The 24,892-nt window shown below is 41.9% G+C and carries 23 protein-coding genes; 2 read left to right on the forward strand and 21 right to left on the reverse strand.

Annotated elements, in window-relative coordinates:
- Positions 1 to 183 carry a DUF2929 family protein gene (locus FD12_RS09265; RefSeq protein ID WP_056982803.1) on the forward strand — a complete coding sequence of 61 codons (183 nt, stop codon included), beginning with the start codon at positions 1 to 3 and terminating at the stop codon, positions 181 to 183.
- Between the two features lie 61 nt (positions 184 to 244).
- Here the strand turns inward: FD12_RS09265 and FD12_RS09270 are convergent, their stop codons facing one another.
- From FD12_RS09270 to rpsU, 16 genes are all read right to left on the reverse strand, one after another.
- Complete coding sequence (locus FD12_RS09270) at positions 245 to 1,126, reverse strand: alpha/beta fold hydrolase (protein WP_056982805.1); 882 nt, start codon at positions 1,124 to 1,126, stop codon at positions 245 to 247.
- A gap of 21 nt (positions 1,127 to 1,147) precedes the next feature.
- A complete protein-coding gene (gene clpB, locus FD12_RS09275; RefSeq protein ID WP_056982806.1) occupies positions 1,148 to 3,760 on the reverse strand; it encodes an ATP-dependent chaperone ClpB in 2,613 nt (870 codons plus the stop codon).
- A 156-nt stretch (positions 3,761 to 3,916) separates the two neighbouring features.
- Complete coding sequence (gene pepT / locus FD12_RS09280) at positions 3,917 to 5,155, reverse strand: peptidase T (protein ID WP_056982808.1); 1,239 nt, start codon at positions 5,153 to 5,155, stop codon at positions 3,917 to 3,919.
- A 19-nt stretch (positions 5,156 to 5,174) separates the two neighbouring features.
- Positions 5,175 to 6,290: a Nif3-like dinuclear metal center hexameric protein gene (locus FD12_RS09285; protein ID WP_054746614.1), complete on the reverse strand. Its 1,116-nt coding sequence runs from the start codon at positions 6,288 to 6,290 to the stop codon at positions 5,175 to 5,177.
- A complete protein-coding gene (locus FD12_RS09290; protein WP_056982810.1) occupies positions 6,290 to 6,985 on the reverse strand; it encodes a tRNA (adenine(22)-N(1))-methyltransferase in 696 nt (231 codons plus the stop codon). Before FD12_RS09290 ends, FD12_RS09285 begins: the two co-directional genes overlap by 1 nt.
- Positions 6,986 to 7,103: 118 nt before the next feature.
- Positions 7,104 to 8,285: an RNA polymerase sigma factor RpoD gene (gene rpoD, locus FD12_RS09295; RefSeq protein ID WP_082622229.1), complete on the reverse strand. Its 1,182-nt coding sequence runs from the start codon at positions 8,283 to 8,285 to the stop codon at positions 7,104 to 7,106.
- 17 nt (positions 8,286 to 8,302) lie between these two features.
- Positions 8,303 to 10,129, reverse strand: a complete 1,827-nt coding sequence (gene dnaG / locus FD12_RS09300; RefSeq protein WP_056983125.1) for a DNA primase — start codon at positions 10,127 to 10,129, stop codon at positions 8,303 to 8,305.
- Between the two features lie 135 nt (positions 10,130 to 10,264).
- Positions 10,265 to 12,346, reverse strand: a complete 2,082-nt coding sequence (glyS, locus tag FD12_RS09305; protein WP_056982812.1) for a glycine--tRNA ligase subunit beta — start codon at positions 12,344 to 12,346, stop codon at positions 10,265 to 10,267.
- Positions 12,346 to 13,272, reverse strand: a complete 927-nt coding sequence (glyQ, locus tag FD12_RS09310; protein WP_056982814.1) for a glycine--tRNA ligase subunit alpha — start codon at positions 13,270 to 13,272, stop codon at positions 12,346 to 12,348. Before glyQ ends, glyS begins: the two co-directional genes overlap by 1 nt.
- Before the next feature lie 290 nt (positions 13,273 to 13,562).
- Positions 13,563 to 14,324, reverse strand: coding sequence for a DNA repair protein RecO (gene recO, locus FD12_RS09315; RefSeq protein ID WP_054746613.1), 762 nt, complete (start codon positions 14,322 to 14,324; stop codon positions 13,563 to 13,565).
- 306 nt (positions 14,325 to 14,630) lie between these two features.
- Positions 14,631 to 15,524 carry a GTPase Era gene (era, locus tag FD12_RS09320; RefSeq protein ID WP_056982816.1) on the reverse strand — a complete coding sequence of 298 codons (894 nt, stop codon included), beginning with the start codon at positions 15,522 to 15,524 and terminating at the stop codon, positions 14,631 to 14,633.
- A 12-nt stretch (positions 15,525 to 15,536) separates the two neighbouring features.
- Complete coding sequence (locus FD12_RS09325; protein WP_056982817.1) at positions 15,537 to 15,938, reverse strand: diacylglycerol kinase family protein; 402 nt, start codon at positions 15,936 to 15,938, stop codon at positions 15,537 to 15,539.
- Positions 15,922 to 16,404, reverse strand: a complete 483-nt coding sequence (ybeY, locus tag FD12_RS09330; RefSeq protein WP_054746612.1) for an rRNA maturation RNase YbeY — start codon at positions 16,402 to 16,404, stop codon at positions 15,922 to 15,924. The genes FD12_RS09325 and ybeY overlap by 17 nt, the downstream gene beginning before the upstream one ends.
- 20 nt (positions 16,405 to 16,424) lie before the next feature.
- Positions 16,425 to 17,390: a PhoH family protein gene (locus FD12_RS09335; protein WP_054746611.1), complete on the reverse strand. Its 966-nt coding sequence runs from the start codon at positions 17,388 to 17,390 to the stop codon at positions 16,425 to 16,427.
- Between the two features lie 79 nt (positions 17,391 to 17,469).
- Positions 17,470 to 17,919, reverse strand: coding sequence for a GatB/YqeY domain-containing protein (locus FD12_RS09340; RefSeq protein ID WP_054746610.1), 450 nt, complete (start codon positions 17,917 to 17,919; stop codon positions 17,470 to 17,472).
- A gap of 93 nt (positions 17,920 to 18,012) precedes the next feature.
- Entirely contained in the window at positions 18,013 to 18,204 is a 192-nt protein-coding gene (rpsU, locus tag FD12_RS09345; RefSeq protein WP_003553874.1) for a 30S ribosomal protein S21, read from the reverse strand.
- A 180-nt stretch (positions 18,205 to 18,384) separates the two neighbouring features.
- Here rpsU and FD12_RS09350 point away from each other — a divergent pair, with 180 nt between their 5' ends.
- Complete coding sequence (locus FD12_RS09350; RefSeq protein ID WP_054746609.1) at positions 18,385 to 19,206, forward strand: pyruvate, water dikinase regulatory protein; 822 nt, start codon at positions 18,385 to 18,387, stop codon at positions 19,204 to 19,206.
- 200 nt (positions 19,207 to 19,406) lie between these two features.
- On the opposite strand, the gene FD12_RS09355 is transcribed toward FD12_RS09350, so the two are convergent.
- The 5 genes from FD12_RS09355 to FD12_RS09375 all read right to left on the reverse strand — a co-directional run bounded on the left by FD12_RS09355 (position 19,407) and on the right by FD12_RS09375 (position 24,631).
- Complete coding sequence (locus FD12_RS09355; RefSeq protein ID WP_082622230.1) at positions 19,407 to 20,330, reverse strand: deoxyribonuclease IV; 924 nt, start codon at positions 20,328 to 20,330, stop codon at positions 19,407 to 19,409.
- Positions 20,330 to 21,544 (reverse strand): CDP-glycerol glycerophosphotransferase family protein, encoded by a 1,215-nt coding sequence (locus FD12_RS09360; protein ID WP_056982820.1) that lies wholly within the window; start codon positions 21,542 to 21,544, stop codon positions 20,330 to 20,332. Before FD12_RS09360 ends, FD12_RS09355 begins: the two co-directional genes overlap by 1 nt.
- Before the next feature lie 16 nt (positions 21,545 to 21,560).
- Positions 21,561 to 22,370 (reverse strand): ABC transporter permease, encoded by an 810-nt coding sequence (locus FD12_RS09365; protein ID WP_054746608.1) that lies wholly within the window; start codon positions 22,368 to 22,370, stop codon positions 21,561 to 21,563.
- A 13-nt stretch (positions 22,371 to 22,383) separates the two neighbouring features.
- Positions 22,384 to 23,535 (reverse strand): CDP-glycerol glycerophosphotransferase family protein, encoded by a 1,152-nt coding sequence (locus FD12_RS09370; protein ID WP_054746607.1) that lies wholly within the window; start codon positions 23,533 to 23,535, stop codon positions 22,384 to 22,386.
- Positions 23,536 to 23,755: 220 nt separating this feature from the next.
- Complete coding sequence (locus FD12_RS09375) at positions 23,756 to 24,631, reverse strand: YitT family protein (RefSeq protein ID WP_054746606.1); 876 nt, start codon at positions 24,629 to 24,631, stop codon at positions 23,756 to 23,758.
- Positions 24,632 to 24,892 lie beyond the last annotated feature (261 nt).

The following is a 24,892-nucleotide window of genomic DNA, read 5'->3' on the forward strand; positions in this document are numbered from 1 at the left end:
ATGAAACTGATTAGTTCAAACCTTGTGGCAATTTTTTGGGCATTTATTTTCGGCGAAATTGTCGGTTACATAGGTTCTAAGCTTGAAGTAATGCCTTATAATATGTGGCAAGTTGGAATTGCTGCTGCAATAGTTGCATTCGTTGCTGTTAACGGAATTTACTTAATTAGTAAAGATGCGTAACTTATTAAGATAATTGAAGTCATAAAAAAGATTGAAACGATTTTGGTTTCAATCTTTTTTATTATCCAAGTTGATTTAAAAATTTCAAAATTAAGCGATAAACCTTCGGATGATAGCTTTCGTTTAACACTTCATGCTTCATGTGTGGCATGACGATGCTTGTGACATTCTGATAACCAATTTGGTGCAAAGTTGCAATCGTATCGTTGAGGCCGCGTTTACCACCACTAAATTTATCATGATCACCGACAATCGTCAGAATTGGCAAGTGTGGTGATTGGCACTTAAAATGAGCAACCTGTTTCAATTCATAATCGCCCCGCCATAACGTCTGGAGACTTTTAACCGGGTATTCGGCAATCATTTTCGGATCATCAATCACCCTTTGAATATTTTGCTGGTTATAGCTCAACCAACGATGATTTTTTGGATTGAGTCCCGACATATTGGAGAGGAGCCGACAACGCTTATCAGCCGGATAAAATTTCAAAAAGAGTTTGGCCAACATCAAGCCAACCGGAACAATCGGAATATAATTAGCCGTTCCGGTCATCGCCAGCCCTGTCAATTCCTGATCATGCCGCTGAAGATATAACCGAGCTAAAATTGACCCGAACGAATGGCCAAACAGGGCAACTGGAAGTCCAGGCCATCGTTGCTTTGCATAATGGGTGATTTTCACCTGGTCTGTCAATAATTGGGACAAGTTCGCCATTACACCTCTGGGATCGTCCCTGGATGTTGACTGCCCATGGCCGCGGTTATCCGATAAGATGACATGGTAACCGTGAGTACAGAGGTAATTTGCAAAATCATAGTACCGCTCTTTGTGCTCCAATGCCCCGTGAATAATTTGAACGATCCCGCGCGGACTGTTGGCAGTAAACAATGCCACAGACAAGGTTGTTTGATTATTTGTTGCTAACTGGACCAATTCCGGCACCCTGAGCGCCTCCTTATAGGATTAGATTGTTTGGGTTTCCGGCACTCTTTCCGGGACAAAAGTCAATTGATTGTCAGCCAAATTAATATGCACAATACTGTGCGGCTTAATTTCATCGGCGACAATCATCTTAGCCAGGGGTGTTTCGACCACGTTGGTGACATAACGTTGTAGTGGTCGCGCACCGTATTGGGGTTCGTAGCCATTATCGGCAATCCAGCTCTTGGCTTCAGCCGAAATTGACAGCTTGATGTCTTGGGCTTTGGTTCGCTGTGATAATTGATCAATTAGTTTCTGAACAATCTTCTCAATGTCATCCCGTGACAATGGCTTGAACATGATCACGTCATCAATCCGATTCAAAAATTCAGGCTTGAACGACGTCTTGAGTAGTTGATCAACCCGTTGCTTTGCTTGGTCGGAGATGACGCCATTTTCGTCAGTGCCATCCAACAAAATATCTGACCCTAAGTTGGAAGTCATAATTAAAATCGTGTTCTTAAAATCAATTGTCCGACCCTGGCTATCTGTAAGGCGGCCATCATCCAACACCTGCAACAAAATATTGAAAACATCTGGATGAGCCTTTTCAATTTCATCAAATAACACAATTGTGTAAGGATTCCGGCGAACGGCTTCAGTCAATTGACCGCCCTCTTCATAACCAACATAACCGGGAGCGGCACCAACCAACCTGGAAACTGACTCTTTCTCCATGTATTCAGACATGTCAATTCGAACCATGTGATTTTCTGAATCGAACAAGTCTTCAGCCAGAGCCTTGGCTAATTCGGTTTTACCAACCCCTGTGGGCCCGAGGAACAAGAATGAGCCCAATGGCCGGCTGGGATCCTGCAAGCCGGCACGCGAGCGGATAACGGCATCTGCGACCGCCGTAACGGCCGTATCCTGGCCAATCACCCGTTTATGGAGATTATCAGCCAAGTGGAGTAACTTTTTGCGTTCCCCCTCGACGAGTTTAGTTACTGGAATTCCAGTTTCTCGACTGACCACACTGGCAATTTCATTAGCCGTTACTGATTCAGATACCAGCCAATCCGCATGCTGGTCATTCTGTTCTAACTGCTTCAGTTCAGTTTCCAATTGCGGAATCGTTCCGTGTTGTAAAACAGCCGCTTTATTTAAATCATAAGTATTTTCGGCTTGTTTTAAATCGTTTTTGGCTTGATCAAGTTGCTTCTTCTTGTCGCTAATCTTTTTAATTGCGTCTTTTTCCTGCTTCCAGCGGGCGTTTAAAGCATTGACTTTTTCTTTGGTATTTGCCAATTCACCTTGGAGCTCTTGCAGGCGTTTCTTGGAAGCCTCGTCGGTTTCTTCTTTTAAAGCGGCTTCTTCGACTTCTTGACGCATCAATTGTCGCCTTGCCTGGTCTAATTCGGTCGGACTGGAGTTCATTTCTACTCGAATTTCGGCTGAAGCTTCATCAACCAAATCGATCGCTTTATCTGGCAAATTACGATCAGTAATGTAGCGGTCCGATAACTTTGCGGCCGCTACTAAGGCGTTATCGTGAATTCGGACGCCGTGATGAATTTCCAACCCTTCAGACAACCCCCGCAAAATCGTGATGGTGTCTTCAACTGAAGGCTCGTGAACCATTACCCGTTGGAAACGACGTTCAAGGGCCTTGTCCTTTTCCATGTATTTACGATACTCATCAATCGTCGTTGCCCCAATCAGGTGAAGCTCGCCACGAGCCAGCATGGGCTTCAAGATATTGCCGGCATCCATGCTGCCTTCCGCTTTGCCAGCACCAACAATATTATGAATTTCGTCGATGAACATGATAATCTGGCCCTCAGCCTTCTTCACTTCTTTAAGAACGGCTTGCAGGCGCTCCTCAAATTCACCTCGATACTTGGCACCAGCAATCAAAGAACCCATATCCAATTGGAAAATGGTTTTATCCTTCAAATTCTCCGGGACATCACCAGAAGCGATTCGCAAAGCCAATCCTTCGACAACCGCCGTTTTGCCGACGCCAGGTGCCCCAATCAAGACTGGATTATTCTTAGTTTTTCGGGATAGAATCCGAATGACATCAAGAATCTCTTCGTCTCGACCGATGATGGGACCTAATTTGTTGTCACGGGCTGCTTGAACTAGATCAGTTCCGTATTTTTCCAATGATTGATAACTATCTTCCTGGTTTTTAGTCGTCACTTTCTGACCACCACGGATTTTCTCAACCACATTCCGCACTTTTTGCTCAGTAATTCCCTGAGCGGCTAAATAATCGGAGAACTTGTCACCGTGCAGCTGCATGACAGCAATTGTCAAGGTATCAACGGCAATAAATGAGTCCCCAAATTCATTCTTAATCTGTTCTGCATCCTGCAAGAGTTCATAGAGGTTTGAGGATAGGGATTGACCGTAATTGACATTGCTGCCCTCTACCGTGGCAATTGCATCAATCTCATTGTCAAGCTCGGTATTGAGATCAGTTAAGTTCAGACCTAATTGCGAATATATTTCCCGCGCTAACTCACCCGGCTGAACCAGGAATTTAAACAAATGGGCAACCGTGATGTTCTGTTGTTTCCGGGTTGTGGCGATTTGTTGGGCCTGAGAAATGGCCTGAGTGACTGCTTCAGTTAAATTATCAGGATTCATTAAATAATCACCTTATCTATTTGGATTTTTATTTTGCTTTTTAAGCTCTAACAAAAAGGTTCGAAATAAAAATGATTCATTTTCATCTCAAACCGTCTGTTGTTATATTATCAAATTTTAGGAAACAAAAACAATTATTTGACCTTTTTTGACCAATTATTTTTCTGCGTACAGCTTAACCATTTCGATGATCACATCAACGGCCTTTTCCATTGTTTGCTCAGAAACGTATTCAAAGCGACCATGCATGTTTTCGCCACCTGCAAATAAGTTTGGTGTTGGCAAGCCCATGAACGAAATCTTGGAGCCATCTGTTCCCCCACGAACTGGGAAAACGTGAGGTTTGACGCCGACGTTCTTCATTGCTTGTTCAGCAATCTCAACGACGGTTGGATCCTTTTCAATGATTTCACCCATATTGTAATATTGATCTTTTAACGTTACTTTGATTCGATCAGAGCCAAATTCAGCATTCATGCGCTCTGCAATTCCCTTGAAAAGCCGTTTCCGAGCTTCAAATCGATCACGGTCATGATCACGAATAATGTAAGCTAACTGGGTATGGTCAACGCTTCCTTCAAAATCATAAATGTGGAAGAATCCCTGTCGGCCCTCGGTCCGTTCTGGGCGGTCAAATTCAGGTAACGCTTGATGGAAGTCAACGCCCAATTGAATGGCATTGACCATCACGCCCTTTGCTTCAGCCGGATGAACGTCAGTCCCTTGAATATCAACCTTCGCATCGGCAGCGTTAAAGGTCTCATAATTCAAATCCCCTAATGGACCACCATCAACTGTGTAAGCAAAGTCAGCGCCAAAGTCCTTCACGTCGAAATGATCGGCACCAGTTCCAATTTCTTCATCTGGGCCAAAGCCAATCTTGATGTCGCCATGCTTGATTTCTGGATGGGCCATCAAGTAAGTGAGAGCTGCAAGAATTTCTGAAACACCGGCCTTATCATCAGCCCCCAACAAGGTTGACCCATCCGTCGTAATCAATGTATCCCCTTGGTATTTTTTGAGGCTTGGGAAAACTTTCGGATCCAAGGTATACTTGCCTGCCTTGTCCAACGGAATCACAGATTTACCATCATAGTTTTCAACAATTTGTGGGTTAATGTTTTCAGAATTAAAGTCCGCCGTATCGATGTGAGAAATAAACCCAACGGCCGGGACTTGTTTATCGGTATTGGCAGGTAATGTCGCAAAAACGTAAGCACTCTGGTCATTGGTGTGAACGTTACTTAAGCCCATTCTTTCGAGCATTTCTTTCAAGGTATTCAAAAATTTCGTTTCGCGATCAGATGATGGAATGGTGGTTGAATTTGGATCAGAGCGACTGTTAACCTTGACGAAATCTAAAAAGTTGGCAATTAATTCAGGATACTTTGACATTTTGAACACTCCTTTTGAGTTACATAAATGTGAATGGATCTGTATTTAATTTAGATTGAATCACTTGTAATGGCCAGTTATTTTCGGCTGTCCATTTTTCGAATAATTCAGCTAATTTGGGGATGCAAATACTTTCGATATGATGTCCGGGATCAACCACTGGTAAATCTGCAGCTAACATATCATGACCTGTGTGATAATAAACGTCACCTGTCACATAAACATCGGCGCCTTTTTGCTGAGCAAAGTTGAAAAATTTACCGCCATCGCCACCGAGAATGGCCACTTTTTTAACCGGCCGATTTAAGTCATTGGCGACAACCCGTAATCCGGTAACATTGAAAGCCCGTTTACATTGCTCAGCAAATTCTTTGAGGGTGATTGACCTTGGCAGATCTCCAACTCGTCCCATTGTGAAATGGTGCTTCTTATCCTCTAAGCGAATCAAATTATAAAGCGGCTTACTCAGGGGATGGACGTCCGCCAACGTTTTCAGCACATGGTTGAGATTCTTTTCCGGCACTTCGAACTCCAATCGGGAATCTTCCACTTCACGGGGCTCACCGGCAGCTCCGATTGTTGGATCGGCCCCGGCCTTGGGAACATAATAGACCGTGCCATCAATTTCGTAAGTATAGCCGGCAAACTGATCGCTGCTGACTTCAGCACCTGCATCGACCAACGACATTCGCACGGCTGTAGCATAGACTTTGGGAACCTGGACTGTTAATCGGAAAACTGATTCAGCATAGCCAGGGACCAATCCTTCAAGCTGATCCAGTCCCAATGCCTGAGCCAGCCAGTCGTTCATGCCACCATCAGCAGAATCTAGATTGGTATGGGCAGCATAAACAGTGATGCCATGAGAAATTAGCTTGGCGTACATCGCATTCTGGGGCACATCCAAATCCAGATTTCGGGCCGGATGAAACATCACCGGATGATGCGCAAAGATGAAGTCCACATGATTGGCAATGGCTTCATCCACAACTTCTGGGCGAACATCCAAAGTGGTCATCACTTTGTGAATATCATGATTCAACGATCCAATTTGTAACCCAATCGGATCATGTTCCATCGCCAATTTCTTGGGTGCAAATTGTTCGAATCGATCGACTAATTGTTTCGCTTTCATCAGGCAATCACTTCCTTTATCATTTGAACTTCAGCTCTGATAGCTGCCATTTTAGGGACATCTTCATGAGATGCTTTTTTCATATTGTTGAGGACTCTTTCCAGTAGTTTTATTTCACTCTGCCATTTTGCCACAAATATCGGCGATTTTTCCTTCATCAAGAAAGGTCCAAACTTAAGTTCTTTGTCGGTATAAGCTAGCTTGGTTGGCGCCTTAACTGCTGTGATAATCTCGTAAATATGGTCATCCTCAGATAATATTTGTTCGGCCTTAATCTGGTATCGATGGGTCATCAACCAAGTTCGAACGACCCCTTCGCCAACATTCGGTTGGAGAATCAATTTTTCTTGACCGGTCAACTTATCGTAACCGTTTTCTAAAATGTGGCTAATCAGATTCCCACCCATGCCGGCAATCGTAATCGCATCAATTTTGTCTGCAGGCTGAATGGCATCAAGTCCATCAGCCAAGCGCGGTTGCAAGACGGATAATAAGCCTTCCTTTTTAATTTCTGAAACCGCGTTTGAGAGCGGCCCCTTCGCCACTTCACCAACAACCCCATAGGAAATAATGTCGTTTTTGGCAAGGTGGATTGGCAAATATGCGTGATCAGACCCAATATCAGCTAATCTGCTCCCGGGTTCAACGTGGTCACTAACCGTTTGTAAGCGTTTCGATAAATGCGTGCTATTCATAAATAACTCCTAAATTAGTTTATAGATTCATTATAATTTATAACCTGACAAAAAAACAGGAGCCCATAAACAAAATTTGTCATTTTGTTATGAACGCCTGCTGTTCTGTTGAACCAAATTATTCTAGAAAATCTTTTAATTGCTTACTACGTGATGGATGACGGAGCTTCCGTAATGCTTTAGCTTCGATTTGACGAATCCGCTCACGGGTTACACCAAACACTTTTCCAACTTCTTCAAGGGTCCGAGTTCGACCGTCATCAAGCCCAAAACGCAACCGTAGGACATTTTCTTCACGGTCAGTTAATGTATCAAGAACACTTTCCAGCTGTTCCTTTAACAACTCGTAAGCTGCATGGTCGGCTGGTGAAGTTGCATCTTGATCTTCGATGAAGTCGCCCAAGTGAGAGTCATCCTCTTCACCAATTGGGGTTTCAAGCGAAACTGGTTCTTGAGCAATCTTCAAAATTTCTCGAACCTTTTCTGTTGGCATGTCCATTTCAGCACCAATTTCTTCAGGCAATGGCTCACGGCCCAAGTCTTGAAGTAATTGACGTTGAATTCGGATCAATTTGTTAATGGTTTCAACCATGTGAACTGGAATCCGAATTGTTCGAGCCTGGTCAGCAATGGCTCGGGTGATGGCTTGACGAATCCACCAAGTGGCATAAGTTGAGAATTTAAATCCCTTCCGATAATCAAACTTCTCAACGGCCTTCATTAAGCCCATGTTACCTTCTTGGATCAAATCAAGGAATTGCATTCCACGACCCACATAACGTTTGGCAATCGAAACCACCAACCGTAAGTTGGCTTCAGCTAATTCCTGCTTAGCTTCTTCATCACCATCTTCAATTCGTTTAGCAAGTGAAATTTCTTCATCAGCACTTAAAAGTGATACCCGGCCAATCTCTTTGAGGTACATTCTAACCGGATCATTGATCTTAACACCAGTGGGCGCAGAAACATCAGAAAGTTCCTTCTTAGTAACCTTCTTGGCAGCACCAATCGCCCGTGGATCTGGCTCGCCATTTTCATCAACGACACTAATTCCTGAGTCTTCGATTTCTTCAAGGAGTCCTTCCATATCTTTTTCATTCAAAGAATATGGTTCTTGGATTTTCTTCTGGAGTTCATCATAGGTAATATGACCAATTTGCTTATTCGCTTTAACAATTGCGTCAAATTCCTTTTTATACGGCTTAGCAGCTTTCTTTGCGGCCTTTGTCTTAGTTGATGCAGCCTTCTTGCTTGTAGTTGCTTTTGTTACCTTTACCTTGCTTGCTTTTTTGTTAGCCATCAAAATGCCTCCTGAAGTTAGACTTGTTGCTTCGTTCTCTTTTGTTGCTCAAGTTTTATAATTTCAATCATTAGTTCTTTTTGTTTGTCAACATCGCCAATCTTCGTTGCTTGTTTCAATTCGGTTCGCCTTTGCTTCAACTTGGCGTCTACAGGTGCCTGATGCATCAACACATTGACACAGTTATCAATTTCTTGATCGCTGGGTTGATCTGGTAATTCAAGCATTTCAATATCAATTAACAGGCTTTGCAGTGAATTTTCCGTGATGAGATTGCTAAACGCAGCCACATTATAATCGCTGTATTTGGTAAAATAACCTTCTGCCAATAGATACAACATTTGAAATTTTTCATCAACAAACGCAAATCCGGCAATATTACTGACTTTCAGCCAAACATCATGATAATGAAGCATTCGATTAAGCAGTTGCATTTCCGCAACCTGCACTTTAGTTAAATGCTTTGTCTGCCTTGGCCGAATGGGGGGATTAGGTTGTTGATATTGATTAGTAGGAACCGATGGCGTTCGCTTTAATAACGGCATCAGCTGCTGTTGCAACAACTTCTTCTCCACCGAAAATTCATCCGCCAATCGATTCAGATAAAGATCCCTTGAAATGCTGGAGTCCACTTTGCTAATTAACTTGATTGCTTCAGCGATATAGTTGCTCTGGTCAACTTCAGAATTCAAATTGTACTGTTTTTTCAAGTAGCTCAATTCAAATTCAATGGGGGCCTGGGCGTGAGTAAGCAACTCATTAAAGGGATCGGCACCTTTACTGCGAATGAATTCGTCAGGGTCCATACCATCGGGAACCGTGACAACCTTGATACCCATACTGTTATCATGCTCACCGAACTCGTCAATGGCGCGTTTAATGGCTTTTTGTCCAGGGGTGTCACCATCGTAGCAAATAATGACATCCCGCGTAATCCGTTTGATATCATAAATTTGCTGCTCGGTAAGACTGGTTCCCATCGAAGCAATCCCAGACTTAATGCCAGCTTGATACGCTGTAATGACGTCCATAAAACCTTCAAACAACAAGGCAGGTTGTTGGCTGCGAATGTTTGCCCGCGCTAAATCCAGGTTAAAGAGGATTTTGCGTTTATTAAACGTTTCGGTTTCCGGACTATTCAGGTACTTTGGCATATCTGGATTCTTCGTCAGCATCCGGCCGGAAAAGCCAACCGTTTGCCCGCCACCATTTCGAATCGGATACATCACCCGATCAACAAAACGATCGCGCAAGTTACCATCCTGATCCTCAGAAAACAGCCCCGTTTTGCGTAGCAGCTGATAATCAACCTTTCGCTCATCGAAAAATGGCTTCAATAACCGTTGGGCAGGCGCATATCCAAGCTTATAGGTGGCAATCGTTTCATCAGTAATTCCCCGTTTATGGAGATAATCCAACGCCGGTTGTCCCATCTTGGTGTTTGTTAAAATATGGTTGTATAACTTGACTGTCTGCTCATGGAGATCGATCAATTGCTTTTGCTGTGAATTCTCATTAGCGGATGGGTCATTCGAATGATCCGCAAGATACTTCTTATCCAAAGGAATATTTTCAAGTTGGGCAACTTCATTAACGGCTTCTGGGAATGAAATATTCTTTAGCTCCATTAAGAACTTGAATACATTTCCACCGCGGCCACAACTGAAACAGTGAAAAATCTGCTTATCCTCTGAAACTGAAAAAGACGGGGTCCGCTCTTCGTGGAACGGACAGAGACCAAATAAATTCTTGCCAGATTGTTTCAATTGAACGTACTGAGAAACAACATCAACTATGTTGACCTGTGATCTAACTTGCTCAATCACATCTTCTGGGATCTTAATAGTCTTTCGCCTCCCATCTTTAAAAGCCGTATAAATACCGGCAAAAAGCCGCACCCAAGAGTGCGACTTATTGTCTTAGCGATACGTATCTAAATACTATCATACAATGTCAATTAGTACAATCATAAACACTCATTATCCCTTGACAACCAATTTATCCAAATCGCCTAAGAACATAATCATGTTGGCAATCATTGTCAACTGACGAAGCCGGTTATTCTTCAACTTTTCATCCTTAGCCATAATCATTGTGGCGTCAAAATAAGTGTTAATTTCATCTTTAAGCCCTGCTAGTCGTTCAAAATCGGCTTCAGCAGTCAAGCTCGTGTAACCATCTGCAGCCTTGGCCACAGCATCATGAAGTGCCTTTTCTGAATCATTCTCAAACAAACTTGGGTCAACCGTCAAATCATCACTGCTAAATGAACCTTTTTTAGCAATCCGTTGAACCCGCGTCAGTGACTCAATGACCTCCTTGAAGTCACGATCATCACTGTGATTTTGCAAAGCCTTACCACTTGCAATGTTGAAGACAATGTTGGTATGTGATCCAGAGGTGACGGCATCTGAAATATCATAACGAATGCCTAAGTCATCAAGGAACTGTTTGATTCGATCCTTAACAAAGTCATCAATTGCTGAAATCTGTCCGCTCATATCCAAATCGGGAGCAACGTTTTGCTGCTTCTGCAATTCAATCACTTTGTTCAGCGTTGAAGTTAAATCGAATTTCCAGTTCTTGTTAGAAACGATTCGAACAATCCCAGTTGCTTGACGACGTAAAGCATACGGATCGTTTGAGCCACTTGGGATCATCCCGGCGGCAAAGAACGTTAAAATGCTATCCAATTTGTCAGCGATCGCCAAAATTGAACCGATATCTGATTGGGGTAAATCACCGTTTGCTGAGATTGGCATGTAGTGTTCGGAAATTGCTTTGGCAACCGCTTCTGATTCGCCATTTAGCAACGCATATTTTTCACCCATTACCCCTTGGAGTTCGGCAAACTCGCCAACCATGCCGGTAACCAAATCAAATTTATAAATCTCAGCTGCCCGCTTCAAATCTTTGAGTTGGTCATCAGAAAGGCCGAATAATTGGCCAAAGTAATGTGAAATAACTTGCACCCGCTGCATTTTGTCATACATCGTCGAAATTTTGTCATGGAAGCTGACCTTTTTCAGGCGTTCCACATAATCAGCAATTGACTTCTTTTGATCTTCTTGATAGAAGAACATGGCATCTTCCAGACGGGCAGTTAAAACTTTTTCATTTCCTTGAACCACGTTCTGCAAATCATAATCATTCCCGTTTCGGACGGAAACAAAATGAGGAAGTAATTTGCCTTCTTGATCAGTTACATAGAAGAAACGCTGATGATCTTTCATCGAGGTAATCAGGACTTCATCTGGGATTTTGAGGTATTTGTCATCAAACTTACCCGCAAATGCGGTTGGCCATTCAACCAGGTTATTAACCTCTTCCAATAGGTCAGGATCCAGATTAATCTTCCAGTTGTTGTCCTGGGCAATCTTCTGAATTTGCTTGGTGATCATTTCTTTTCGTTTATCAGCATCGGCAACGACAAATTGTTCAGTCAACTTTTCTTCGTATTCATCTGCGTTTGCCAATTCAACATCTTTACCAAGGAAACGATGTCCAGAAGTGATGCGATCAGTTGTCACGTCAAGAATCTTAAAGGGGACAACCTGATCGTTAAGTAAGGCGACCAGCCATTTGATCGGTCGGACATATTCAAATGAATAGTTCCCCCACTTCATCATCGTTGGGAAAGTCATTGCGGTAATAACGTTTTTCATCCCGGTTAAAATTTCGTCGACAGGTTTACCGGCAATATGTTTTTCAACGAAAACGTATTGTGTCCCTTTAACATCCTTAAACGTGATGTCATCAGTGGTAGCACCTTGTCCTCTTGAGAAACCAACCGCAGCCTTCGTCCAGTTACCATCAGCATCTTGAGCAATCTTTTTTGCGGGCCCTTTAACGGATTTATCAATATCTGGCTGCTTATCAGCTAAGTCCGTTATATAAAGAGCCAACCGCCGAGGGGTGCTAAAAGTCTTAATGTTGGCAAATGTAATTCGTTGTGCTTTAAGAAAATCGGTTGCCCGTTTTTTGAGTTGATTAATGCTTGGCGTCACAACATGGGCAGGGATTTCTTCCAAACCGATTTCCAGTAAGAAATTGTTAGCCATTATTTTTCCTCCGTTTCGTCTTTGAGTAGTTCTTGACGTTTCTTCTCATCTTTAATCAACGGGAATCCTCGACGTTTTCTGGCGGCAACAAATTCCTTGGCGACTCGCCGGGCTAAATTGCGAATTCGGGATAGATAACCAGCTCGTTCGGTGACTGATACGGCGCCGCGAGCATCCAAAAGATTAAACGTATGACTGCACTTCAAGATGTAATCATAGGCAGGATGAACAAGGCTTTGATCCAATAGACGCTTGGCTTCATGTTCATACTCATTGAAATGCTTCAGCAGCATTTCTTGGTCACTAACCTCAAAGCTGTACTTGGAATGTTCATATTCAGGTTCTTTGAAGATATCACCGTAAAGAACATCGTCTGACCATTCCAAATCAAATACGGAGTTGACGTTTTGAATGTACGATGAAAGCCGTTCCAAACCATAAGTAATTTCAGAAGCAACGGGATCCATCTCGAGGCCCCCAACGATTTGGAAATATGTAAACTGGGTAATTTCCATTCCGTCTAGCCAAACTTCCCAACCAACACCGGCACATCCCATTGAAGGGTTTTCCCAGTTATCTTCAACGAAGCGGATGTCATGTTCCAAGGGATTAATACCGAGTTCCTTTAAACTGTTCAGATAAAGTTCCTGAATATTTTCTGGCGAAGGCTTCATAATAACTTGAAACTGATGATGTTGATACAGCCGGTTCGGGTTTTCACCATAACGGCCATCAGCTGGCCGTCTGGAAGGTTCAACATATGCGGCATTCCATGGTTCGGGGCCAATTGCCCGCAAAAATGTGTAAGGGCTCATTGTTCCAGCCCCTTTTTCGGTATCGTATGCTTGCATTAACATACATCCTTGAGCTGCCCAATACTTTTGCAGCCGTAGGATAATTTCTTGAACTGATAATTTTTCAGTCATCAATATTCCTCCTAGTTTAATCACAAAAAAATCCCTATGTTTAAAAGCTATACTTAGCCACTTAAACATAGGGACGAGTCAATCGCGGTTCCACCCTACTTCTGGTAAATCATTACCAGCACTTAATTGTTCAGCTCAAAAAGCGCCATCTAATTGATCAGTTTGAACTGGCTCTCACTTACCCAGTCTCGTTGGACAAAATCATCAATCAGTTTCTTTTCTCATTGCCGAATTATTTATTTCAGAAATAATCATAGTTGACATTAAAACGATTGTCAACGCAGCTTACATCAAATTTTGAATTTACCCAGTTGATCAATGAATCGTTTGCTTTTGGGAACCACCCCGACGCTACGCTGGTAGATTTGGTCTAAAACTTGCCGTAATGACTTTTTGGTTTTATCACCCACTGCAATGTGCGTTAATTTTGATAAATCCACAACCGAAAATAACCTCAAGTAATAAATGGTTCTCGCGTCCAGATGCATTCGATAAGGATCCTTATCCCAGTGATTTTGGCAAAGCAAGCCACCATACGCCTCGGAATAATCAAACGGCAAATCTCGGCGATGACAAATCACACAGTCAACCCAATTAGGGGCAACGCCAAAGGCTTGAAGTAATTGAACTTCAAAGATATTTGTGATAATTTCTGCGTCGAAGCCTTCATCAATCAGTTTCAATCCCATTAGTAACTTGTCATACCAAACGGCGATGGGTTCACCATCGTGAAATGCCAGATCAATTAACGACATTGTGTAAGTTGCATAAGCATTCTTAGTGATATCTTCAGCGATCTCATTAAAGTGTTCAACATGTTTGCCGTCATTGATGTATGACAAGCCATCATCTTTGATGTCACCACCATACAGCCCATATGTAAACGGTAAAATCGCCGCCCGCATCTTGAAGCGAGGTCGCTTGGCACCACGAACCAGAAACATTTTCTTTCCAAACTCACGGGTCAAAAATTTTACCAAAAGATCATGTTCACGATAGGGCTTGGTGTAGAGTAAAATTCCATTAAAATCTGTGATTTGACCTTTAGACATGAAATCACCTCAGAACGCGATAATAAGTGCTTTGATCCCGAAATGTGAGGAGAAATTAATTACTTCCATTTTGGAATGATTGATTTCTAGCTTACATGGTTGAGATCAGCCTCCTGGTGCACATTTTTGCTAGGCAAAATAGGACACGCTTCAACCAACATTGAAAAAAGGTAAAGTTGCGTCTACATAGAATAGATTAGGTGCGCAAAGCAGGAACTGCCACAAAAGCAGCCGGACAATCCCCAGAGCAAAGAATTCACGCGTGGGAGACTTAAGTTCCAGTTCCTAAACGCTTTGCTTCGTTCACTATTTTTTGTACCCATACGAATCCAATAAGCTTTGCTTGTCACGCCATCTTGGTTGGACTTTTACCCATAACTCCAAGAACACTTTGTTGCCCATCATGTTCTCGATGTCCTTTCTTGCTAGGGTCCCAATTTTCTTCAACATTGAGCCACCCTTACCGATCACAATTCCCTTTTGACCGTCCCGTTCAACGATGATTGTTGCTTGAATTCTCAACAACCCATTGTCATCCTTAATCTTTTCAATATAAACGGCGGTCGAGGTCGGAATTTCTTGGCGAGTTAATTGCATCACTTTTTCTCTAATTAACTCTGAAATCACAAATCGTTCCGGGTGATCCGTTACTTGATCTTCTGGATAGTACTGAGGCCCTTCTGGCAATTCCTTTACCAAAGCATCAATCAATTCTGGGACATTATTTCCTTGTAAGGCAGAAATCGGGAAAACATCCTTGAATTTCAACGCATTTTGATACTCACCAATGATTGCCATAATGTCATCAGGCGAAATCTGGTCAATTTTATTAATTAACAGGTAAACTGGTTGGTCAGTCTTCTTTAACTGGTCAATAATGTAATTATCCCCAGCGCCTCGACGTTCAGTCGCATTGACCATGAATAACACAGCGTCAACTTCTTTCAGAGCTGACAAAGCTGATTCCATCATAAAATCGCCCAATTTATCCTTGGGCTTGTGAATTCCCGGGGTATCAATAAACACAATTTGGGCTTCCTTCGTTGTGTAGACTCCCTGAATCTTATTTCGAGTTGTTTGGGCTTTGTCACTCATGATCGCAATTTTCTGGCCGATCACTCTATTTAAGAAAGTTGACTTCCCAACATTGGGTCGGCCAACAATTGCAACAAATCCTGAATGATAATTTGGATTATCCATTTTTTACCTCACCTAACTTAGTAACTCAATAAACCGGGGAATAAAGATTAACGACCCGATAATGATTGCAAATAACGCTGACATCAGGACACCACCAGCGGCGATATCCTTTGCTCGTTTGGCTAACAGGTCAAAATGATGGCCAACGATTAAGTCGACCACATTCTCAATGATTGAGTTCAACACTTCTGATCCAATCACAGAAAAGAATGCGGCGAATAACCATAGCCATTCGTTAATTCTTATCTGAAGAATCACACCTAGACACAATGTTAAAAATGCAATGATAAGGTCAAACCGAAAATTACGTTCCTCTAAAATGAGACGTTTGATTCCTTCTAAGGCGTGTCCTACTGATTGGAAAAAAGTCTTGTTCTTATCTATTTGTCTGCTGTCTTTATCTTTTAAGGCCATATTTATTTAAAATCTCTTTTTGCAAGGGGAACATCACGTCAGCATCAGCTTTCTTCATGTGATCATAGCCATTCAGATGCAGGAAACCATGAACCACTAGAAAGCCAAGTTCTCGCTGGAAAGAATGACCCAAGTAATCAGCTTGCTCGGCAACTTTATCGACCGACACGAAGATGTCACCAATATTTTCTGGGATGCTTTCCTTGAGAGATTCATCCATAATAATCGGAAAATCATCATCAGCTGAATCTTCAATCGCAAAGCTAATTACATCAGTTGCCCGATCAACGCCGCGATATTTTTTATTAATCCGGTGAATCTCGTCGTTATTGACCAGGGTCACGGACATTTCCGTGTCATCTGCCAGGTGGATGTACTTACCAGCAAAATCAAGCACGTTGGCAATTAACTTTCTATCTTTTTCATCAATGCCGTCCTGTGTTTTATCGTATATCTCTAAATCCATTCTCATTCTTCCTCGATTAGTTAATGACCGCTATTCTCGTACGCGGTGATGATTTTTGCAACCACTGGATGTCGAACAACATCTTCCGCAGTGAAGGTTACAAATTCAATTTGGTCGATATTTTTCAAAATTTTTTGGGCAGCAACCAAACCACTCGTTGTTCGTTTTGGCAAATCAATTTGTGAAATATCACCGTTCACAATCATCTTTGAGCCAAATCCTAATCTGGTTAAAAACATCTTCATTTGCATATTGGTGGTATTTTGAGCTTCATCCAAGATCACAAATGCGTTATCCAGGGTCCGGCCACGCATATATGCCAACGGCGCAATTTCAATCACGCCACGATCCATCAACCGTTCAGTATGCTCCGCGCCTAAAATTGCGTGCAGGGCATCATAAATTGGCCTGAGATAAGGGTCAACCTTTTCTTTCAAATCACCCGGCAAAAAGCCAAGACTTTCCCCGGCTTCAACAGCGGGTCGTGTCAGCACAATTTTATCAACGGTTCCCTGTTTTAAAGCCGCCAGCGCCATGACCACCGCCAAATATGTCTTACCGGTTCCAGCAGGTCCAATGCCAAAAGCCACATCATGATGACGAATCGCTTGAACGTATTGGCGCTGACCAAACGTTTTGACTCGGACTGCCTTACCCTTAGCATCCTTGATTAAGACTTGGTTATATAAGTCCTGAAAATATTCTAATGTGCCGTTCTTGGCCATATTAATTGCACTAATAAAATCACTGCTATTAATACTGATGCCCTTTTCAATCAGGGAAAGAATATTTTCCAAAATGTGGATCGTCGTTTTGACTAAATCTTCTGTACCAGAGATCCGCATCGAATTACCGAACACGTTAATGGAAACGTCCATGCCCTCCTCAAGAATCGTCACAAACTCATCTTGAGTACCGACAATTTGCAATAGCTCATTGGGATCGGATACGATAAATTCTTTTGTAATCTGTTCAGTATCAGCCAAATACACAAACTCCTTTTTAATCCTATTATTGTGATACTAGCATAGAAAAAGCCATTTCCAAAGCATTATTAATCATTAATTAACCTTGAAGGTGTTTTTTTACAAGTTGATTAATAATACTTCCATCAGCTTTACCCTTAACTTTAGGCATCACAGCACCCATCACCTTACCAAAGTCAGCCATTGACTCTGCGCCAACCTGCTTGATGGTTTCCTCGACAACCGCTTTAACCTCATCGGTTGACATTTGTTTGGGGGCATATTCTTCTGCAATCTTTAATTTGGCTTCTTGATCCTTAACCAAATCATCACGATTACCCTTCTTAAATTCTTCAATCGATTCTTTTTGTTGTTTAATTTCTTTCATGACGATTGAACTCACTTGATCTTCAGTTAACTTATGATCAGCACTTTCAACTTCAGCGTTCATTATTTGAGCTTTAATGCCCCGAATCACACCTAAGCGAATTTTATCATGTGCCTTCATTGCTTCTTTTAAGTCTGCATTCAATTGATCATAAACAGTCATCAAAGTAACCTCTTTTCAATTTATAATTAAATTTTACCATTAAAAAAGATCAGAGACTAATAAAAATTAGGCTCCGATCTCTCGAGTAGTGTCTTAGAAACGACGCTTCTTCTTGTTATTACGCTTACGTGCTGCTTCTGACTTTAATTTACGCTTTACACTTGGTTTTTCATAAAACTCACGTTTACGATATTCCTGTAATGTACCGCTTTTTGAAACTGTACGTTTGAAGCGTCGAAGAGCATCATCAAGAGACTCGTTTTTACGAACGACTGTCTTTGCCATGTGAAATTCCCTCCCTCCGAGCTTGAATGTAACTGTTTAAAAAGCACTCCAAGTGCGTCCTAAAACGGTTCGAAATAAATTATACATATTAATGTCTTTGTCGTCAATGATTTAAGTTAAAAACGCTATCACATGTTAATATTTAATTAGGAAATTTTATTTTAGAGGAGAATAACCTATATGAAAACCCAAAATGTGTTCATTATTTCTGATTCAAGTGGTGCCACCGCTCAAACAATTGCCCAAACAGCCGTTTCACAATTTCCTAATCTTAAGGCCGAAATGCGGCGCTTTCCGTTCATTCAAACCGACTCAATCCTGCGGGGAATTCTTAAATTAGCCAAAACCAACAATGCCATGATTTTCCATACATTGGTTAGCACCGATTTAAGTGAAATGGTTGACGAATTCTGTACCCAAAATCAGATTTATAACTTTGATTGTATTCAAGCGCCAATGCGGATGCTCAGCAAACTAACCGATGAGCAACCTGCCCACGTCCCTGGGTTGATCCACGATCTTAATCAAAATTATTTCGAAAGAATTTCCTCAATCGAATTTGCGGTTGAAAATGACGATGGTAAAAATGCTAAAGGCCTATTGGAGGCAGACATTGTTGTACTAGGAGTTTCCAGAACATCCAAGACACCACTCTCCCTTTATTTAGCCAACCAAAATCAAAAGGTCGCAAATTTACCGATCGGTCCAAGTTTAAAAATTCCTGAAGAACTCGACCAAGTGGACAAGAATAAAGTTTTCGGCCTCTTGAACACCCCTGAGAAGCTCCACAAGATCAGAAGACAGCGGATGTTGTCATATGGTCTAGATGCAGATACACCTTACTCAGACACCGAAAATATTAAGAAAGAATTGAAATATGCAAAGGATCTCTACAGAAAACTTGGTTGCTTGACAATTAACGTTGCCAATAAGTCAATTGAGGAAACCGCAACAATTATTTTGGAAAGTTTGAATCTGGATACAACAACATTTGAAGACTGATAATCAGAAAACATTGAGGTGACCTAACGACTTTATCACACTATCAAGAAAGACAAGCACGATCAATCTTATATCAACTTTAATGCAATACGGGCTTGATGAGTCTGCTGAACACCCACAAAAGAGTTACAAAAGTAGTCCGCCGTAATTGGCATGCCGCTTCTGTAACTCTTCTTTTTACAAATATCAAAGACCTAAACCTAACTAAATGGCCGACCAGCCTTCATATCAGCAATGATATTTGGATTGAATTGCTGCCGTTTGAGCATCGCAACTTCATAGCCATGAGGATTATATTTAATCTTCTTATCTGTTTCATCTTTTAAAATCGGTGTTTCCATAATCTTTGGAACGTTGGTCAACTGTTCATGATGCGCAATATAGTTCAACGTCTCAAAGCCAATGGTCCCCAACCCAATGATTTGGTGGCGGTCTTTATGGCTGCCCTGTTCGTTCTTGGAGTCATTGAGATGAATGACTTTCAATCGATCAATGCCAATCACATGATCAAATTCATTCAAAACACCGTCGAAATTATTCTTGATATCATAGCCGGCATCACTGGTATGACAGGTATCGAACGTCACTGAAAGTTTGTCATTATCAGTAACCTTGTCAATAATTTCTGCCAGTTGTTCAAACGTGATGCCCACTTCGGTTCCTTTACCAGCCATGGTTTCTAGCGCGATTTGGACTTTTTGATCGCTGGTGATGACTTCATTGAGGCCCTTGGCAATTTGAGCAATCGCCTTTTGCGGGCCTGCCCCGACATGCGCACCTGGATGTAAAACAATCTGCTTAGCCCCAATGGCTTCTGCCCGTTTAATTTCTTCCTGCAAGAATTGAATGCCAAAGGTAAAATTCTGAGGCTTCAAAGTATTCCCCAAGTTGATGATATAAGGGGCATGGACGACAACCTCTTGTAGCCCGTGATCCTTCATATAGGCTTTACCGGCATCTCCATTTAGCTTATCAATTGGTTTGCGAACCGTATTTTGAGGGGCCCCAGTATAAACCATAAAGACATTTTCGCCGTACGAATCAGCTTCCTTGGCCGAACCCAGGAACATGTCCTTGCCATTCATACTGACGTGGGACCCGATTAAGAACTTTTCTTCACTCATTATTTTCCTCCTTGCTGCAAAATGAGCCGACTAATTTTTTCGGCTGCATGACCATTTTCCCAGCTACAGAATTGATGATTAAATGCGCGCAATTGATCATCAAAAGCTGAAAACTGACCAGTCTCAGTGTATTCTTTTAAGTATTTTATAAAAGCCGCTTCGTCAGTCGCCATCGGTCCCGGTAAATTGGCCTGGTCATAGTCAAAATAAAATCCTCGCAACTCATCTCGATAATGAGCGAGATCGTACGGGAAAAACAACATTGGCCTTTCAAGATTGGCATAATCAAACATCACTGAAGAATAGTCGGTAATTAGCAGGTCTGTGATCAAATATAACTCGTTAATATCTTCTTCAGCAAAGATTTTCACCCGATCGGCAAAGCCAGTGATATCGATGTGATCTTTGACCAAATAATGGGGCCGAATAATCAGAACCGTGTCATCAGAAACCGTTTTGAAAAAATTTGCAAGCGAAAACGGCAACGTAAAGTTGTAGCGCCCTTGTTGCTTGAAATTGTCATCCCGCCATGTGGGTGCATACATGACGATCCGTTTTGGCTGATAACCGAATAATCGTTGCTTAATCTCCGCAATGTGGCTTTGCTGATTATCCTGATAAAGGGTGTCGTTGCGGGGATAGCCAACTTCTAAAAACTGATGTTTGAACTTGAAGGCTGATTTAAAAATATCCTCTGAATATTGATTGGGAGCGATCAAGTAATCCCAGCGAGCAGCTTCATCAACGAATCCCTGATGATATTGTGCTGTGGTCGTCCCGGGAATCTCGACATGTTCAATATCCACACCCAATTTTTTTAACGGCGTCCCATGCCAAGTTTGAATATAGGTCGTTTGGCGGTTCTTATGCCACCATTTAGGCATTCGCGAATTCATCACCCAGAAATCTGCCCGGGCTATGTAACTGACCCACCCCGGGGTAAACCGCCGAATGAGTTGAATGTCCGGAAATGTTTTGGATAACCGCTGATATTCGGATGGCTTCACACTGAAATAATAATGATCCCGTTCAGCAGGATTCATTTTCACCAGTTGCTTGTAGATAGCAAATGGATTGTCGCTAATATCACGCCCATTAAAGCTTTCAAAAATAACCGTGCCTTTTTTCACTCGCATACAAAGAAACCCATCGTTCATCACGATGAGTATCCAGCGAGCTATCAATTTAAGTAACTGAATCATTTGATTTTTCAACAGCTCATCCTCCACACTATATTAAATCAACGAATCTTGATCTGAACTTGTAGTGGAGATGGGAACCAACTAGGAGAAAGAAAAGAATCATTCCCCAAAAGACAACTGTTAAGGTTGGCTTTTGCCAGAACCAATTCGTCGATAGCATTGAATCCCTGAAGCCAGAAACAACATAGAAGAATGGATTTAGCTGCAAAATGTGGACGAATGGTGCCGGAAATGAATTGGTTTCAAAGTTAAAAAGCACGCCAGACATGTAAAATAACATTCTCATCAATGATTGCAATAAGATTCGGTAATCCCGGACGAGCACAGAAATGGTTGAATTGAAAATACCAAACGCAATTAACCAGGCAATCATACAAATAAAGTAATAGAGCCATTGGAACCAATAGATTGATGGCCTAACACCATACATCCCGCCAACTACAATTGAAAAGACCAACATTGTCCAAAAGGCACTTAAATTGCTGACAATCTTGATGGTTGGCAAAATACTAACTGGAAACTTCATTTTAGAAACCATACCAACCCGTTGGTAGATACTCTTTGAGGCATCCAAACTTGCTCGGTTCATGAAGAACCATGGTGTAATTCCGATCACCATCCATGGCAGGTAGTCGACCCCGTGAGTGGTATTCCCATGTTTCAAGCCGATACCAAATACCAGCCAGTAAATTCCGATTTGAATTAATGGATAGAGATATTCCCAAACAAGTCCTAAATAATGGCTTTGATACTCAGCTTTATCTTCATACTTGGAAATCCGAAAAATAATCCCAATATTTTCAAACTGTTCTCGTAATAGCGTTAAAACTTCTTTCACTTTCAGGCACTCCTTAACGTGACTTTAGAAACTGGATATACCGATTAACGACCCGCTGAGTTGCTTGACCGTCGTTAAAGGTATTCCATCGTTTGTTAAAATCATCAAAATTAGTTGGTTTAGCGTCAATAATTGCTTGTTTTAATTCATGAACTGTCGTAATCGGCGGCGTTGGCAACCAGTCTAAATAATCATCTTGAATGCCTGGATTGCGTTGATATTGATCGATGTCAAACATGAAAAAGATCATTGATTTGGCATTGGGCAGCAAACTAAAATCAAAGGCCACAGATGAATAGTCGGTTACTAATGTGTCAGCAACGGCCAATAAGTCACTCGTTGCCAGTTCATGATAGAACTTAATTCTTGGATTACCGACTTCCCGCACAGCGGTTTCCTTATCTCGAAGCACCGGATGCAATTTGACAACCACGATCGCATTTTGATCAGCAGCCAAAGCATCACTCAGCCCAATTGGCAGCTTAAAATTTTGGTGGGGCCGATAAGTCGGTGCATATAAAATAACTCGTTTGCTTCTTAGTTCAGGAGCTGCCCGATAGATTCGTTCTCGAGCGACTTGTTGCCACTTCGGATCGAGGTACTGATCTGATCTGGGATAACCTAACAACCGAATCTTATCAAAACTTTCATGATAACTTGAAACAAACACATTACCCATTGCTTTGGAAGCAACAATGTATTCATCAAAATGATCATAAACAGATTGGAAACGTCGCTTATCAAATTGACTTCGTTTAGCGGTTGTTGGGTCTTCCCAGCCAAACTTTTTAATTGCCCCATCGGCATGCCAAATTTGAACGATCTTGGTCGAAGGCCGATGAACCAGCCCTCCCAAAAAGGCATAATAATTATCACAAATAATCAACTTTGCCCCCATCAATAACGGCACAAAATCAAAAACAAATTTGAGACCATCATTAAATGGCCGAGTGATAATCCCAAATGCGGCCAAATCGGTTGCAGCCGCCTCAGTATCGGGACGATACAGGACGACCAGCTTCATCTTTGGCGGCATCTTCTGGGCCAGTTCTTTGATGAAGTTAACATTATCATCGAAACTCATCAAGTAAACGACTTTATTTCTGCGCCGAAAAACGTTCAACCCAGAAATCATTTTAATCAGCCATAAATATAAAACTTTCAAAATTTTCACCGTTTTTCAGTATTTTGTAATCACACACTGAAATATTATAACATAAACATTTTTCAGAACTGGTTTCTTAAAGAATCTTTAGAAAGAAGCGTCCGCTTCGAGCTGGATCCCCTTCTGCATTAACTCAAGCAGCAAAGAAAGTTAACTTTAGCAACTGGGTTTTCAATCTGTTAACTTGGATCCAAGCAAGGGATTAGACCAATAACCTTTCTCATGGTTTCGGTTCGTAAAATCTTCCCAATATCTTAACTGAGTCTGCGATACTAGCGAATGCATTTGGATCCGACTCCAATAAGGCCTCTTCCAATTCGTTCATCTCATAACGCGAAATAACCGTGAATAAAATTGTTTTCGCGTCATGCCGATAGGCGCCTTCTGCGTTGTGAACAATGGTAATCCCCCGCCGAAGATGATTTTGGACACTATCAATCACCGTATTGGGTCGATTGGTGATGATCATCACCTGCATTCGTTGCTGTTTGGTATAGGTCATATCCATGACCTTCGCATTGACAACCAAACTCAATGCAGAGTAAAAAGCATACGGCCAGCCATACATGAAAGCTGCAGCAATGATGATCAAAGTATTGAAGGCAATATTAATCGTCCCAATACTGCGGCCAGTCCGCTGGCGAATGACAATGCCAAGAATATCCAGGCCACCGGTTGAAATGCCATTCTTCAAAGCCAAACCAGTTCCGAAACCATTAACCGCCCCACCAAAGATCGCACAGATAATTGGGTCATGGGTTAACGGGATCGGCTTCAATAACTGGATCATAAAACTAGATAGAAAAACGGTAATGATGGTAAAAACAGTAAATTGTTTACCAATTGCCCGCCAGGCTAAGAAAAATAATGGCACGTTTAACAGAAACAAGCCAAGGCCAGTCGAGATTGTGATTGGCAACGCCCGCATCGAAATTGTATTCAGCAACTGAGCAAAACCGGTGATCCCTGATGAATAGATATGACCAGGTGTCCAAAAAAAGTTCACCGCAATCGAAACGAGAATTGCATAAATCAGAGAAGTTGAGGTTTTAGTAACATAGGTGTGCCGACGCATAAGTTTTGAAACGTCATCCATATTAGTTTCCTTTCATAAATCGCAAAAATATCTTCAGGTTTTATGATAACCTTGATGCCGCAATAATACATCAAAATTGGCTGAAATATTAGTCAGAAAAGTGTTGATAAATGCGACTTGGCTTTCTAAAGCCTGCAGTTAACGACTAACCCCTGCCATTTAAGCCAAGAAAGCAATGCATCCAAAACTAGGATGCATTGCTTTCTTGGCTTAAATTCTGGGATCAAATTGCCTTTTCTCCCAATCTCTTGCTTAAAAATG

It is taken from the genome of Lentilactobacillus rapi DSM 19907 = JCM 15042 (genome assembly GCF_001436255.1).
Taxonomy (GTDB): domain Bacteria; phylum Bacillota; class Bacilli; order Lactobacillales; family Lactobacillaceae; genus Lentilactobacillus; species Lentilactobacillus rapi.